At 75.7% G+C, this 13,584-nt stretch carries 15 protein-coding genes; 10 read left to right on the plus strand and 5 right to left on the minus strand.

Annotated features, from left to right (window positions below; genetic code table 11):
• Window positions 1-23: 23 nt before the first annotated feature.
• Together GKE82_RS27335 and GKE82_RS19670 are read right to left on the minus strand one after the other, a co-directional pair.
• Window positions 24-668: a hypothetical protein gene (locus GKE82_RS27335; protein ID WP_196189346.1), complete on the minus strand. Its 645-nt coding sequence runs from the start codon at window positions 666-668 to the stop codon at window positions 24-26.
• A complete protein-coding gene (locus GKE82_RS19670; RefSeq protein ID WP_154734486.1) occupies window positions 596-1,708 on the minus strand; it encodes an aldose 1-epimerase in 1,113 nt (370 codons plus the stop codon). The genes GKE82_RS27335 and GKE82_RS19670 overlap by 73 nt, the downstream gene beginning before the upstream one ends.
• 57 nt (window positions 1,709-1,765) lie before the next feature.
• Here GKE82_RS19670 and GKE82_RS27340 point away from each other — a divergent pair, with 57 nt between their 5' ends.
• The 3 genes from GKE82_RS27340 to GKE82_RS19680 are packed head-to-tail and all read left to right on the plus strand — an operon-like array spanning window position 1,766 to window position 4,439.
• Window positions 1,766-2,158: a hypothetical protein gene (locus tag GKE82_RS27340; protein ID WP_107568735.1), complete on the plus strand. Its 393-nt coding sequence runs from the start codon at window positions 1,766-1,768 to the stop codon at window positions 2,156-2,158.
• Window positions 2,155-4,185: a SpoIIE family protein phosphatase gene (locus GKE82_RS19675; RefSeq protein WP_196189347.1), complete on the plus strand. Its 2,031-nt coding sequence runs from the start codon at window positions 2,155-2,157 to the stop codon at window positions 4,183-4,185. The genes GKE82_RS27340 and GKE82_RS19675 overlap by 4 nt, the downstream gene beginning before the upstream one ends.
• Window positions 4,186-4,244: 59 nt before the next feature.
• A complete protein-coding gene (locus tag GKE82_RS19680; protein ID WP_107568737.1) occupies window positions 4,245-4,439 on the plus strand; it encodes a hypothetical protein in 195 nt (64 codons plus the stop codon).
• A gap of 7 nt (window positions 4,440-4,446) precedes the next feature.
• On the opposite strand, the gene GKE82_RS19685 is transcribed toward GKE82_RS19680, so the two are convergent.
• Window positions 4,447-5,778: a calcium-binding protein gene (locus GKE82_RS19685; RefSeq protein ID WP_196189348.1), complete on the minus strand. Its 1,332-nt coding sequence runs from the start codon at window positions 5,776-5,778 to the stop codon at window positions 4,447-4,449.
• 249 nt (window positions 5,779-6,027) lie between these two features.
• Between GKE82_RS19685 and GKE82_RS19690 the strand changes: the two genes are divergently transcribed.
• The gene (locus GKE82_RS19690) at window positions 6,028-7,173 is read left to right on the plus strand and encodes an acyl-CoA desaturase (RefSeq protein WP_154734489.1); all 1,146 of its coding nucleotides are present in this window, start codon (window positions 6,028-6,030) and stop codon (window positions 7,171-7,173) included.
• A 12-nt stretch (window positions 7,174-7,185) separates the two neighbouring features.
• Here the strand turns inward: GKE82_RS19690 and GKE82_RS19695 are convergent, their stop codons facing one another.
• Window positions 7,186-8,388, minus strand: a complete 1,203-nt coding sequence (locus GKE82_RS19695) for an amidohydrolase family protein (RefSeq protein ID WP_154734490.1) — start codon at window positions 8,386-8,388, stop codon at window positions 7,186-7,188.
• Between the two features lie 33 nt (window positions 8,389-8,421).
• Window positions 8,422-9,093 carry a gamma-glutamyl-gamma-aminobutyrate hydrolase family protein gene (locus tag GKE82_RS19700; RefSeq protein ID WP_196189349.1) on the minus strand — a complete coding sequence of 224 codons (672 nt, stop codon included), beginning with the start codon at window positions 9,091-9,093 and terminating at the stop codon, window positions 8,422-8,424.
• Window positions 9,094-9,121: 28 nt separating this feature from the next.
• Between GKE82_RS19700 and GKE82_RS19705 the strand changes: the two genes are divergently transcribed.
• From GKE82_RS19705 to GKE82_RS19730, 6 genes are all read left to right on the plus strand, one after another.
• A complete protein-coding gene (locus GKE82_RS19705) occupies window positions 9,122-10,078 on the plus strand; it encodes an aldo/keto reductase (protein WP_107568742.1) in 957 nt (318 codons plus the stop codon).
• Between the two features lie 11 nt (window positions 10,079-10,089).
• Window positions 10,090-10,338 (plus strand): Ada metal-binding domain-containing protein, encoded by a 249-nt coding sequence (locus tag GKE82_RS19710; protein ID WP_309233719.1) that lies wholly within the window; start codon window positions 10,090-10,092, stop codon window positions 10,336-10,338.
• Window positions 10,339-10,348: 10 nt separating this feature from the next.
• On the plus strand, window positions 10,349-11,008 hold the full coding sequence (locus GKE82_RS19715) for a metallophosphoesterase (protein ID WP_154734492.1): 660 nt from the start codon (window positions 10,349-10,351) through the stop codon (window positions 11,006-11,008).
• A gap of 772 nt (window positions 11,009-11,780) precedes the next feature.
• Entirely contained in the window at window positions 11,781-12,548 is a 768-nt protein-coding gene (locus GKE82_RS19720; protein ID WP_154734493.1) for a hypothetical protein, read from the plus strand.
• Between the two features lie 40 nt (window positions 12,549-12,588).
• Window positions 12,589-12,840 carry a hypothetical protein gene (locus tag GKE82_RS19725; RefSeq protein WP_107568746.1) on the plus strand — a complete coding sequence of 84 codons (252 nt, stop codon included), beginning with the start codon at window positions 12,589-12,591 and terminating at the stop codon, window positions 12,838-12,840.
• Between the two features lie 60 nt (window positions 12,841-12,900).
• Window positions 12,901-13,578 (plus strand): hypothetical protein, encoded by a 678-nt coding sequence (locus GKE82_RS19730; protein ID WP_154734494.1) that lies wholly within the window; start codon window positions 12,901-12,903, stop codon window positions 13,576-13,578.
• Window positions 13,579-13,584: the final 6 nt, after the last annotated feature.

Below are 13,584 nucleotides of genomic sequence, written 5' to 3' on the forward strand. Positions count from 1 at the left end.
GTCCGGCGTGGCGCCGCACGGCGTCAGAGCCCGGCGGGATGGCGGCTCGTGAAACCGCCGCGCCGCCCGATGACCGGGCGCCAGCGCACGCCCTTGCGCCCGCCGCGGTCCCCGACCGCGCTCGTGTCCAGGCGCAGCCCGGCGACCTCGAGGTACACGTGCCCGCGGTTGGCGTGCACCGACACCCAGCGGCCCGCGCCCCGGCTGCCCCAGCGCGCCAGCGACCCGCTCACCAGCGGCGCGCGCAACAGCCCGGTGCGGATCAGCGCGTAGCTCACCGCGCCGCTGCAGTCGTAGCCGCGGTCCCTCAGCTTCGCGTGGCCGCCGCCCCACTTGTACGGCTTGCCGACGATCTCGTTGGCCGCCGCGATCAGCTGCCGCACGCGCTTCGGGGCGCCGCGCGGGATCGCCGCCTTCCCGTCCCGGCGCACGTACGCGACCGTCCCGGGGATGGTCTTCGTCGTCGGCACCGGGATCGTCGGCAGCAGCGGCTCGGGGTCGACCTCCGGCTCGTCGTCGACCGGCAGGTCGCCGTCGGTGACGCCGGGCAGCGGCAGGTCGTCCAGGCCCGTCCCCGGGTCGCTCTGCGGGGGCGTCACGTCCTGGACGGGCGCGTCGGGGTCGTCCTCCTCCCACCACGGGATCTCCGCGCCGGGATCGTCGGGCACGTGCCGCTGCGCAGAGGCGACGGCGGCCGGACCGAGCAGGCCGAGCAGGAGAACGGCGACGAGCAGCGCGGTTGCGCGGGAGAGCATGAGGAGGTCCTCGGCACGAGGCGCCCGTGGCTGGAGTCGCGGTCCAGGCGGCCTGGACGCGTTCTTCGCCCGCGCTTCAGGAGATCGAGCGCACCGCGACCGAGAAGGTGGCGGTGTACCGCTCGCCGGGCGCCGCGTGCTGCAGCCCGACGCCGCTGACGAGCGCGTTCGTCGGCGCGGTCATCGGCTCCCAGGCGAGGAAGTCCTCGCCGCGGGGGGGCCCACAGGTGGCCGATCGGGTAGCCGTCCGCCGCCGCGAACCGCACCCGCAGCTCGCGGCCGCCACCGCGCAGCACGACGTCCCCGTCCCAGCCGTCGTACTCGGCGTCCAGGTCGCGGCCGTCCAGCGGCCCCGGGGCGATCACGACGGTCTGCCGGTCGCCGGTCGGGATCCCGCGGTCGTCCAGGACCAGCTCGCGACTCAGCGGCAGCCGGACCTGCAGCGCGCCGCGCGGCACGCCGGGCAGCGTGAACAGCGGGTGCCAGCCGAAGGCCACCGGCACCGGCACGTCCCCCGTCGCGGTCAGCACGGTGATCACCTCGAGGCCCGTGCCGCGCAGCTCGACCGTCACCTCGAGCTCGTGCGGGAACGGGAACACCGCCAGCAGCGCCTGGTCCGCGGTCACGGCGGCACGCAGCCGCTGCTCGCTGCGCTCCCGCACCGTCCACTCCTGGCCGACGAGCACCCCGCCGCCGTCCTTGGGCAGCCCGACGTCCCCGCCCTTGACGGTCGCCGCGTCGAGCGCCACGTCCCCGTAGCGCAGCCCGTCGAGCCGGTTGGCCCACGGGGCCAGCAGCGGGATCCCGAACGCCGACCCCTTCGCCAGGTACGCGTCGAGGCCGCCGCGCTGGCCGAGCAGCTCGCCGCCCCGGTGGCGCAGCGAGGCGCCGACCATCCCGTGCTCCGGCAGCCAGGTGGTCTCGAGGTCGCCGCAGCGCAGGGTGACGGGCACGCCGCGAGTCTCGCGTACGCGCGCGCAGATCGACAACCCCGGTAGCCTCGATGCAGCATGGGTTGGAGAGCCGACCTCACGCGCGACCTGTTCCGCGTCTACGAGACCGAGGGCGCGTCCGCCTTCTTCGACCGGGTCCCGGAGGACGTCGTGTGGACGCCGATGGTCCCCGGCCGCAGCTTCGTCGGCCGCGAGTTCATGGAGTTCCTCCAGGAGGAGGGCCGCCGCGGCGAGGCCCGCGAGCACCAGGTCCTCGAGATCGACGAGCTCGGCGAGCACCACGTGCTCGTCAGCGGCGCCCTGCAGGTCCGCTCCCGCGACCTGCACGTCGACGTCCAGCCCTGCTGGCTGTTCCGCTTCGCCGACCGCCGGCTGCGCGCCATGACCTCCTACCCGACGCGCGGCGCGGCGCTCGCGGCGTTCGACGCCCTCCCGCCCCAGGAGCGATGAGCACGCGGGAGCGGTTCGGCGTCCTCGCCGAGCTCACGACGATCTTCACCTGGTCGGGGACGGCCGACGGGCACCTCGAGTTCTGCAACGAGGCGTGGCTCGCGTTCCGCGGTCGCACGCTCGAGCAGGAGCTCGGCCTCGGCTGGATGGAGGGCGTGCACCCCGACGAGGTGCAGCGCGTGCGGGCGCTCGCGCTCGAGGCCTACCGGCGCGAGCTGCCGTTCGACCACGAGTACCGGATCCTCGACGCGACCGGCCGCTACCGCTGGATCCTCGACCGCGGCGAGCCCCGCCGGGATGCCGACGGCACCGTCATCGGCTACCACGGCACCGCGCTGTCGATCGACGACCGGGTCCGCGCCGAGCAGGCCACCTCGATCCTCTCCGAGGTCGGGCGCCTCGCCGCCGCCGCCGAGCACCCGACCGACGCGCTCGAGGAGATCGCCCGCGCGACGATCCCGTGGCTCGGCGACGTCTGCGTCATCGACCTGCTCGACGGGAAGGGGGGCCTGGACCGTGCCGTGCTCGCGCACCGCGACCCCGAGCGCGAGAAGGTCGCCCGGCGCCTGGCCGGCCCGCAGCAGCACTCGCCGCTGTTCGACGTGCTCCGCGCCGGGCAGGCCGTCCTGCTGCGCCACGACGCCGAGACGTTCGCCGACGCGGGCGCCCCCGAGGACCGGGAGTCCCGGCTGGGCTTCGCGCTGCGCAGCAGCATCGTCGCTCCGATCAGCGCGCGCGGTCATGACCACGGGGTGATGACGTTCGGCTCCCACGAGCCCGACTTCCACGAGGGCACCGACGACCTCGCGCTCGCCGAGGAGGTCGCGCGCCGCGTCGCGCTGGCGCTCGACCACGCCGCCTCGCTGCAGGCCGCGGTCGCGGCGCGGGAGACGGGGGAGGCCACCCGCGTGGACCTCCAGACCGCCCTGGACCGCGCGAGCCTGCTCGCCGACATCAGCGGCGTCCTGGAGTCCTCGCTGACGCTCGACCCGACGCTCGACCACGTCGCCGAGCTCGTCGCGGGCCGGCTCGCCGACGCGGTCGCCATCGACGTCGTCGACCTCGCCGGGCGCACCGCCCGGCGCGGGGCAGCGTCCGTCCTCCCGCACCTGCTCGACCCCGCCCGCGAGGCGGCCCGCGACGGCCGGCGGCTGCTGACGCTGCCGCTCGCGCGCTCCGAGCGCGCGCTCGGGGCCATGACGTTCGTCTGGCGGCCCGGCCGCGGGCCGCGCAGCGGCGACCTCGCCCTGCTCGACGAGATCGCGCGCCGCGTCGCGCTGGCCGTCGACGCCGCGCTGCTGTTCGCCGACCGCGTCCAGGCCGCCCGCACGCTCCAGAAGTCGCTGCTGCCCGAGCGGCTGCCGCGGATCCCCGACGTCGCGCTCGCGGTCCGCTACCTGCCCGCCGCCGGCGGCGAGGTCAGCGGCGACTTCTACGACGTGTTCGCGCTGCCGGACGGCACCTGGCTGCTCGTCGTCGGCGACGTCTGCGGCAAGGGCGTCGAGGCGGCCGCGCTGACCGCCCAGGCCCGCTACACGGTGCGGGCGCTCGCCCCCTGGCTGATCGACCCGGCGGCCGTGCTGATCGGCCTCAACGCGTCGCTGCGCCAGCAGCGTGACGACGACCGCTTCGTCACGCTCGCGATCCTGCGCCTGGACCCGCGTGACGGGACGCTCACCCACTCGACCGCGGGGCATCCCGCCCCGTTCGTGCTGCGCGCCGACGGCGTGGAGGTGCTCGAGCACACGGGGCCGGTCGTGGGCGTGCTCGACGAGATCGAGCCCGAGCAGGGCCGCACCACGCTCGCTCCCGGGGACGTGGTGGCGATCTTCACCGACGGGATCACCGAGGCCAGCCGCTCCGCGGTCCGCGGCAGCGCCGGGCTCGCCCAGGACGTGCTGTCCGCCCGCTCCGGCGGACCGCACGGCGTCACCCGGGCGCTCGAGGAGATCGCCCGTCTCGCCGCGGCGGGCGCGCCGCGCGACGACGTCGCGATCCTCGCGGCCGCGCTCGACCCGCGCCGCTGACCGGGCCGGGCGCACGGCCGGTCGAGGCGGCGGGCGCGGTGGCGTAGCCTCCGTGGACCATGGCCAACATCACCCGTCGCCAGCGCGAGAAGCGCGCCTACCAGCTGACGCTCGCCTCGGGCGGCTTCAGTCTCGCCTCCGTCGTGCTGTTCGTCACCTCGCTCGTCGGCGTGACGGGCTTCGGGCTGTTCGTGCTCGCGCTCGTCGGCGCCGCGCTGTCGGTGCTCGCGCTGCGTCGCACGATGGGCAGCTGAGCCGCCCCTACTTGCGGCGCAGGACCTTCTTGCGCGACCGCGCGGTGATCTCGCAGTTGCGCACCCGGTCGGTCGAGTCGACGTAGGCCTTGTCGCGACCCGGGCCGCAGTCGACCACGTCGGCGCCGCCGCCCATCGCCACGACGATGTCGTCGCCGCGGCCGCCGTAGATGCGGTCGCCGTGGATGCCGCCGTTCAGCCGGTCGCGCCCGTCGCCACCGCGGAGGATGTCGTGGCCGCGTCCGCCCTCGAGCAGGTCGTCGCCCGGGCCGCCGTCGAGCCGGTCGTTGCCGGTGCGCCCGTAGAGGAGGTCGTCCCCGAGGCCGCCGAGCAGCAGGTCGTTGCCCGGCTCGCCCTCGAGGTGGTCGTTGCCGCCGAGCCCCTCGAGGATGTCGTCGCCGCCGCCGCCCAGCAGCAGGTCGGCGCTCGGCAGCAGGTCGGTCTCGCGGTCGGTGCCGATGATGTGGTCGCGGTTCGGGCCGCCGGGGAGGATGTTCTGCGTCAGCCCGCCCGACAGCGACCCGGAGCTGCCGGCCTGCGGGCCGCCCGTGTCGAAGCCCGCGTTGCGGGGGCCGAACAGCAGCGGGTCGGTCGGCAGGTCGACCCGCGCCGGGTGGAAGACCGTCTCGCAGTCGACGAGCTCCGCGCGCGACCCGGCCTGCAGCGTGACGCGGTCGGCCCCCGGGCCGCAGTCGATCCGCAGCGCGTCGGTGGCGAGGATCTCGTCGTCGCCCGTCCCGCCGAGGACGACGTCGCCCTCCCCGGAGGCGAAGAGGTGGTCGTCGCCGTCCCCGCCGTCGACGAGGTCCGGGGCGCTGCCGCCGTCCAGCCGGTCGGCGCCCGGGCCGCCGTAGAGCTTGTCGGCGCCGCGCCCGCCGCGCAGGACGTCGTCGCCCTCGCCCCCGAGGATCAGCGGGTCGTCGCCGCGGTGGCCATCGATGTAGTCGTCGCCCGGGCCGCCGTCCAGGAGCTTGTCGTTGCCCTGGCCCTGCTCGACCACGAAGTCGTCCCCGAAGCCCGCCCGCAGGACGTCGTCCCCGTCGCCGCCGTCGAGGATGTCGTTGCCGTGGCCGCCCTCGACGCGGTCGTTGCCGGACCCGCCGTTGAGCCGGTCGGCACCGGAGCTGCCCGACAGCCGGTCGTTGCCGGAGTCCCCGTAGAGCTCGTCGTCGCCGCGCAGGCCGAACAGCCGGTCGTCGTTGAAGCCGCCCGCGAGCACGTCCGCGAGGTCGGTCCCGTACAGGAGATCGGGCCGCTCGGAGCCGGCCGAGACGCGGCCGCCGAGCGCCGGTCCGCCGATCGCGAGGGCGGGCGCGAGCAGGGCCAGCACGGCCAGCACGACCGCCGTCCCTGACGCCCCTCTCGAGAACCCCCGACCCACGGGGCGCATGCTCCCACAGCGGAGCGGCCAGGTGAAGCGGTTCTCGTGCGAGGTGCCGGGCATCGGTCGCTCACCGCTGCAACGCGGGAGCGCGCCAGAACCGGCGGGAATCCGCGCCAACCGTCGCGGAGGGGGTCCGACGGTCGGGGGAGACCGGGGGTCAGCCCCAGCGCGCGCGAGCGTCCTCGTCGCTAGCGTCCGGCCGCGATGCGCCACCTGAGCCCTGAGGACCTCGACCAGATCGCCCGCGAGCTCGACGCCATCGGCGACGCCGTCCGCGCCGATCTCGGCACGCGCGACGCGACGTACATCCGCCGCGTCGTCGCCACCCAGCGCGGCCTCGAGGTCGCCGGCCGCGCGCTCGTGCTCGGGGCCCGCTGGCGGCCCGCCGCGGTCGCCGGGGCCGCCGTCCTGGCCGTCGCCAAGGCGCTGGAGAACATGGAGATCGGCCACAACGTGATGCACGGCCAGTACGACTTCATGAACGACCCGGCGATCCACTCGACCACCTGGGAGTGGGACGCCGCCTCGACCGCGGAGTCGTGGAAGCACAGCCACAACTTCCAGCACCACACGTACACGAACGTCCTCGGCAAGGACCGCGACCTCGGCTACAGCGCGATGCGCGTCGACCCCGAGCAGCCGTGGCACCCGGTCTACCTGCTCCAGCCGCTGTACGGGATCGGCATGGCGCTGACGTTCCAGTGGGGCATCGCCCTGTACGACATGGAGCTCGACGCCGTCCGCGACGGGCGCAAGACGCGCGAGCGCGCCCGCGAGGAGATCCGCGCGTTCGTGCGCAAGGCCGCCGCGCAGGTCGCCAAGGACTACGTCGTCTTCCCCGCGCTCGCCGGCCGCCGCGGGTTCCGGCGCGCGGTCGCCGCCAACCTCGCCGCCAACGCGGCCCGCAACGTGTGGGTCCACACGATCGTGTTCATGGGGCACATCCCCGAGCCCGCCTCGACGTTCACGTTCACCGAGGAGGAGTTCGAGACCGAGTCGCGCGGCGGCTGGTACGTGCGGCAGCTGCTGGGCTCCTGCAACCTCGAGGGCAGCCCGCTCTTCCACGTGATGACCGGCAACCTCTCCCACCAGATCGAGCACCACCTGTTCCCGGACATCCCCGCGTCCCGCTACGCGTCGATGGCCCCCCAGGTCCGCGCGGTCTGCGAGCGGTGGGGGCTGCCGTACCACTCGGGGCGGCTCGGGCCGCAGTACCGGTCGGTCGGGAAGAAGATCCTGCGCCTGTCGTTCCCCGGGGGCGGTGGCGTCGCGGCCCGGTCGGGGCAGCCGCGTCCCGGCACCGCGCCGGACGGCGCGGCCCCCGCGCCGCGCGAGCCCGCCCTGGCGTAGGTCGGGTCGCGGTCAGGCCCCGGCGCGCGGCGTGCCGGCGACGATGCCCGCCGCGAGCAGCGCGGCGATCCCGGGCGCGTGGCCCGGCAGGTGCGGGCGGGCCTGCTCGCCGACCGGCTCGGGCGTCGGCCCGGCGGCGGCGATCCGCTCCTGCGCGCGCTCGCACAGGGCGTCGACGAGGGCGAGGACCGGATCCCCGGTGTCGGTGGCGCACGCCAATCGCGCGAGCGACAGCGGCTCCTCGACCGGACCGCCGTGGAACGAGCCCAGCGACGCGATCCCCAGGTAGGAGATCGCGCGCCGCGACGCGAGCCGGGCGATCAGCGGCCGGTCGTCGGCGAGGACCGCCTCGCCCGGCGCGGGCCCGAGGTCCAGCGGCGGCTCGCCGTCGAGGACCCGCTGCAGCTGCGCGCCCGCCATCGCGGCGACCACGTCCGGGCCGTGCCCGGCCTGCACGGCGCAGCGCATCAGCGCCAGCGACGCGAACACGCCACCGCCGTAGGGCATGTCGGACGCGTAGTGGATCTGCCCGGGCGGGATCGTCGCGTACATCTGCAGCATGTCGTCGACCTGCCACCAGGAGGTGTCGAAGCAGAGGTTCGGCAGCCGCGACGCGGGCTCGGCGACGAGTCCGAGGTCGGACACGCCCGTGTGGGCGAGGATCAGCCGCACGTTCGGGTGGCGCTCCGCCAGCGCCACCGCCGACGGGCCGAGCGCCGGGATCCCGCGGCCCGCGTGGAACAGCAGGATCGGGTCGCGGCCGCTGCGCACGCCCCATTCGCCGAGCAGGTCGCCGAGCGCGTCGACCGTCGGGTGCGGCAGGCCGAAGGCGTCCGAGCGCGGGTGGAGCTTCACGCCCACCGCGCCCGCCTCCAGCCCGGCGCGGGCCTCCTCGACGGCGTCCGGGTGGCCGGGATCGACGCGGACGAGCGTGCGCAGCCGGCCGCCGGAGGCCGCGGCGTCCGCGCGGACCGCGGCGTTGAACGCCGCGTAGCCGTCCGGCTCGTGCGTGGGGAAGACGACGGCGCCCGCGTGCCCGGCGCGGTCCAGGCCGGCCAGCAGCTCCGCGCGCGTGCAGGTCACGCCGTCCGGGTCGTTCTGGCCGATGTGCGTGTGCGCGTCCAGCCAGACCGTGCCCTCCGGCACGCTCGCCGCCAGCGTCCGGGCGTGCAGCTCGAGGAGGTCGTCGTCCTGCGGGGCGCCGGGGATGAGCATCGCCCGGACGCTACCGGGCGCCCGGTCCCGCCCTCAGCCGACCGGGCCGAGCCAGCGCGAGAACAGCCGCAGCGCGGCGCGCGCCGCGGCCGGGCCGTGCGTCGCGAACCCGGCGCGCACCCGGTCCGGGTCGTACGGGCGAGGGTCACGACGGTCGGCCGCGATCCAGCCGTCGAGGATCTCCGCGGTCGCCTCGGGGTGGAACTGCACGCCCAGGTGCGGTCCCGCCGCGAACGCCTGCACGCCGCCCGCGTCCTGCGCGAGCACGCGGGCGCGCGGCGGCGGGGTCACCGCGTCCTCGTGGAACGCGAGCCACGGGCCCGGCGGCACCGCCTGCGGGTCGGCGCTGGCCAGCGTCACCCAGTCGACCTGCGGGCGGTCGAGCCGGTGCACGGCACCGCCGAGCGCGGCGGCGAGCGCCTGGTGGCCGAAGCAGATGCCGAGGATCGGCACCCCGGCCAGCGCGGCGCGGCGCAGGAACAGGACCTCGTCGGCGACCCACGGCTGCGAGCCTTTCCCGACCGCGGAGGCGTAGGAGCCCAGCACGACGATCCGCTCCCCGGCGGTGGGGGAGGGCAGCGGCTCGGCGTCGACGCGAACCGTCCGCACGCGCGCGCCGCCCGCCGCCTCGCGCGCGGCGAGGACGCCGCCGAGCAGTCCGGGCGGGACGTCGTCCTGGTGCTGGAGGAGGAGCAGGTCGGGCACGTGCAGCGCGCACGGTAGCGTCCGCGGCATGCCCGCACTCGCCTCCACCGGTCTCGACGTCCATCCGCTGTGCCTCGGCGGCAACGTGTTCGGCTGGACCGCCGACGAGGACGCGTCGTTCGCCGTCCTGGACCGCTACGTCGCCGCGGGCGGCACGTTCGTCGACACCGCCGACGTCTACTCCTCGTGGGTGCCCGACCATCCGGGCGGCGAGTCCGAGGCGGTCCTCGGCCGCTGGCTGGCCGCGCGCGGCGGCCGCGAGGACCTCGTCATCGCCACGAAGGTCGGCATGCACTTCAAGGCCGACCTCGCGAACCTGCGGCCGGAGTCGATCCTGCGCGCCTGCGACGCGTCGCTGGAGCGGCTCGGGGTCGAGACGATCGACCTCTACTACCAGCACCGCGACGACGAGGACGTGCCGCTGCAGGAGAGCCTCGGCGCGTTCGACGAGCTCGTCCGCGCCGGGAAGATCAAGCACGTCGGCCTCTCGAACTTCAGCGCCGCGCGACTGCGCGAGGCGGTCGCCGTCACGCAGGAGCACGGGTACGCGCCGATCAGCGTGCTGCAGCCCCAGTACAACCTCCTGGACCGGGCCGGGTTCGAGGGCGAGCTGCAGGACGTCTGCGTCGAGCACGGCATCGCCGTCGTGCCCTTCTACGGCCTGGCGATGGGGTTCCTCACCGGCAAGTACACGCGCGAGAGCGAGGCCGCGGACATGGGCACGCCGCGCGCGAAGGGCGCGATCAAGACCTACGGCGGGCAGGAGCGCTCGTGGGCCACGCTGGACGCGCTGCGCGCGGTCGCCGCCGAGCACGGCACGAGCGTCAGCGCGGTCGCGCTCGCCTGGCTGCGCGCCCGCGACGCGGTCGTCGCCCCGATCGCCAGCGCCCGCACCGTCGAGCAGCTCGAGGAGCTCCTGCCGATGGCCGAGCTGCAGCTGCGCGACGAGGACCTCGCGGCCCTGGACGCCGCCTCCGCCGGCTGACCGGCCGGGCCGTGTACACGCTGCTGGGACCCGACGGCCCGTACCGCAGCGCCACCCCGGGGACGCTCGGCGGCACCCGTCGCGGGCGCCTCTACGGCCGCCTGGACTGCCCGAGCGCGCTGCGCGCCCTCGCCCGCGGCGACACGTACGCGGCGGGCCGCGTCTTCTTCGCCGACGAGGCCGCGGCAATCGCCTGCGGGTACCGGCCGTGCGCCCGCTGCCTGCCGCAGGCGTACGCCGCCTGGAAGGCGGGCGGGTAGCGTGGCCTCCATGCGCCTCGCGGTGACCGCTGACCTCCACGGCTTCCTGCCCGACGTCCCCCCGTGCGACGTGCTCGTGATCGCCGGGGACCTCACGCCCGCCCACGACCACGACGTCGGCTTCCAGGCCCGGTGGCTCGACACGACCTTCCGCGCCTGGCTGCAGGCGGTCCCCGCCGAGCACGTCGTCGCGATCGCCGGCAACCACGACTTCGTCTTCGAGCGCGCCCCGGAGACGGTGCCGACCGACCTGCCCTGGACGTACCTGCAGGACACGGGGACGACGATCGACGGCGTGCGGTTCTGGGGCTCGCCGTGGCAGCCGTGGTTCTTCGACTGGGCGTTCAACGCCCCCAAGGGCGACACCGACGAGACGTTCCTGCGCGAGCGCTTCGCCGTCGTGCCCGACGACACCGACGTGCTCGTCGTCCACGGGCCGCCCGCCGGGTACGGGGACCGCACGAGCACCGGGATGAGCGTCGGCTCCGCCGCGCAGCTCGACCTCGTCCGGCGGACCGCCGCGCAGCTGTGCGTCTTCGGGCACATCCACGAGGGCCGCGGCGACTGGCAGCTCGGCCCCACGCGGCTGATCAACGCCAGCGCGGTGACGCTCGAGTACGCGCTCGTCGACGAGCCGGTCCAGCTCGTCGAGCTCTCCCGGCCGGACTGAGACCGACCTGAGACGGACCTGCGACGCCCGGCGTGCATGCTGGCGGGCATGCGTCCCACGTCCCGCACGCTCGGCCTCGCCACCACCCTCCTGGCCGCCGGGCTCCTGACCCTCCCGACCACCGCCGGGGCCGCCGCCTCGGTCGCCTACGTCGACGACGGCGCGGTCTGGGTCGCGGCGCTGGACGGCACGAGCAAGACCCGGATCGGCCCGCAGTTCACGTTCACCGACAGCTCCGGCGCCCCGGTCACCCAGAAGTACCTCGACGTCGCGATGGCCGACGGCGGCCGGATCGTCGGCGTGCGCAACGAGCCCGGCAAGATCGCGAACCTCAGCCGTTTCCGCGTGTGGGAGCCCAACGGCCAGGTCGCCCGGGGCAGCGGCGGGCAGGAGCTCGACGGCGCGCTGGGCAACGACGGCGCCGGACCGTTCTACGTGTATCCGCTGTCGCTCGACCTCACCCCGGACGGCGCGCTGATCCTCAACAGCTTCCAGAAGACCGCGTTCAACTTCAGCTCGCAGACCTACGGCTACTACGCCCAGCCCGTCACGAACCTCACGGGCCTGCAGCCGGTCAGCGTCACCGGGAACAAGTACGCGACGCTGTTCGGCCGGCGCACCCTCGTGCTCGCGTCCTCCACGCAGATCGCGCTGCAGCAGAACGTCCCGTCGGCGCCCGTCAGCCAGTCCGGCGAGTTCGACCCGTTCCTGACGCTCCAGGCGCCCGCCGGGGGAGGACCTCACCCGCAGCGAGCTGTCCGCCGACGGCAAGGTGCTCGCCGTCGCGCGGCAGCGGTTCGACGGCGGCACGCTCGTCTCGCAGGCGATCGACGTCCTGCCGATCAGCGTGTTCGGCCCGCCCGCCACCGGGGACTTCGCCGCCGGCTGCACGATCCCCGCGACCGGGAAGGCCGACCACGTGTCGATCTCGCCGGATTCGACGCGCATCGCCTGGCACGACGAGGGCGGCGTGAAGGTCGCGCCGATCCCGACGTTCACCGGGGCGGACGCCTGCCAGTTCAGCTCCCCGCCGGTCGTGATCTCCCCGACCGGCAGCGCACCCTCGATCGGCGGTGCCGACGCCGCGGTGATCAGCGCGACGATCGACCCGCGGCCCGCGCCGACCACCCCGACGACGCCCGGGACGCCGACCACTCCGACCCCGATCCCGGGCGGCGGCGGGCCCACGACGACCCCGACGCCGACCTCGACCGCGCCGACCGTCACGGTGCCGTCGGCCGGCCTCAGCGCCGCGACGCTCACCTCGGGGCGCGGGCTGCCGCTCACCGTCACCGTCCGGCGCGCCGGGCGCGTCACCGCGCGCCTCGCCGTCCCGGCCCGCGTCCTCGGCCGGTCGGGCCGCCGTGCGGTCACCATCGCCACCGGCAGCGCGACCGCGCGCGCGGCGGGCCGCCTCACCGTGCGGCTGACCCGCACCGCCGCCGCGAAGGGCAAGGCGCGGCGCCTGCGCCGGGCGCGCGCGACGCTCACCGTCACCCAGGCGGGCCGGACCACCACGCGGACGGTCACGCTGCGGTAGGCCGCCGGTTCGCGGCGTGCGCCCCGGGTAGCCGCAGGACATGTCTGCTCCCGCGCCTGTCCCGCCCCCGGAGCGCGCGTCGCGATTCCCGTTCCACTTCGCGCTCCTCCTCCTCGCCGTCCCGGCGACCGTCACGCTGCTCGGCGCCCTCCTGGGCGGCGGCCCGGTCGTCGCGGTCGGCCTCGCGCTGCTCGTGCTCGCGCTCGTGTTCCTCGGCGTCGGCGGCCTGCTGCGCCGCCGCGGCTTCGAGGAGCGCCCCGGCCGCCACCCCGTGCGGCCACCGTCGGCCTGAGCGGTCTCGACCCGGTCTCGGGGCGTGGCACCGGGCGAACCTGCACCGTAGGTTCGCCCGATGGGCATCCTCGCGGACGTCGTCGACAGCGTCTTTTTCGACGTCTTCACGCCCGGGGGCCGCGACCGCGGGCTGGCGCGGCTCGTCGCCCACGGCGAGGCCCGCCCCGCGACGGTGGACGGATACCGCGTGCGCTCCGGAGGCGACAGCACCGACGAGCACTGGATCTCGCTCACGGTCCACGGGGACGCCGGCCCGTTCCGCGCCACCGTCCGCCAGCAGCTGCTGCCTTACCCCGAGCGCGCGCCGCTCGGCACGCCCGTCACGGCCCTGCACCTCCGCGACCGCGTCGCCGTCGACTGGGGCGCGACGCTGCGCGCCCAGGGCGTCGACCCGGGCGACCGGGCGACCGTGCTGGCCGGTCGCACGCTGCGCCAACCGCTGCCCCAGGGGATCGACGACGCGCGGATCGATCGACGGCGCCTCGAGCGCGGCACGGCCGCGGAGGCCGCCGTCGTCGCGGTCGAGCCCGTCGAGGTGTTCGGCATGCCGACCGAGAACGTCGACCTGCACCTGCAGCTCGAAGGCCGTGCGGTCACGGTGCGCCGCGCGGTGCTGCCGCACTACGCCGTCGCGCTGACCGTCCCCGGCGCGATCCTCCCGGTCGCCGTCGACCGCAAGGACCCCACCCGGGTCACGGTCGACTGGGCGGCGGCCGCGGAGCGCGCGGCCGCCTGAGTCCCG

Origin of the sequence: Conexibacter sp. W3-3-2, assembly GCF_009707605.1 — a bacterium.
In the GTDB taxonomy this organism is placed as follows: domain Bacteria; phylum Actinomycetota; class Thermoleophilia; order Solirubrobacterales; family Solirubrobacteraceae; genus Paraconexibacter; species Paraconexibacter algicola.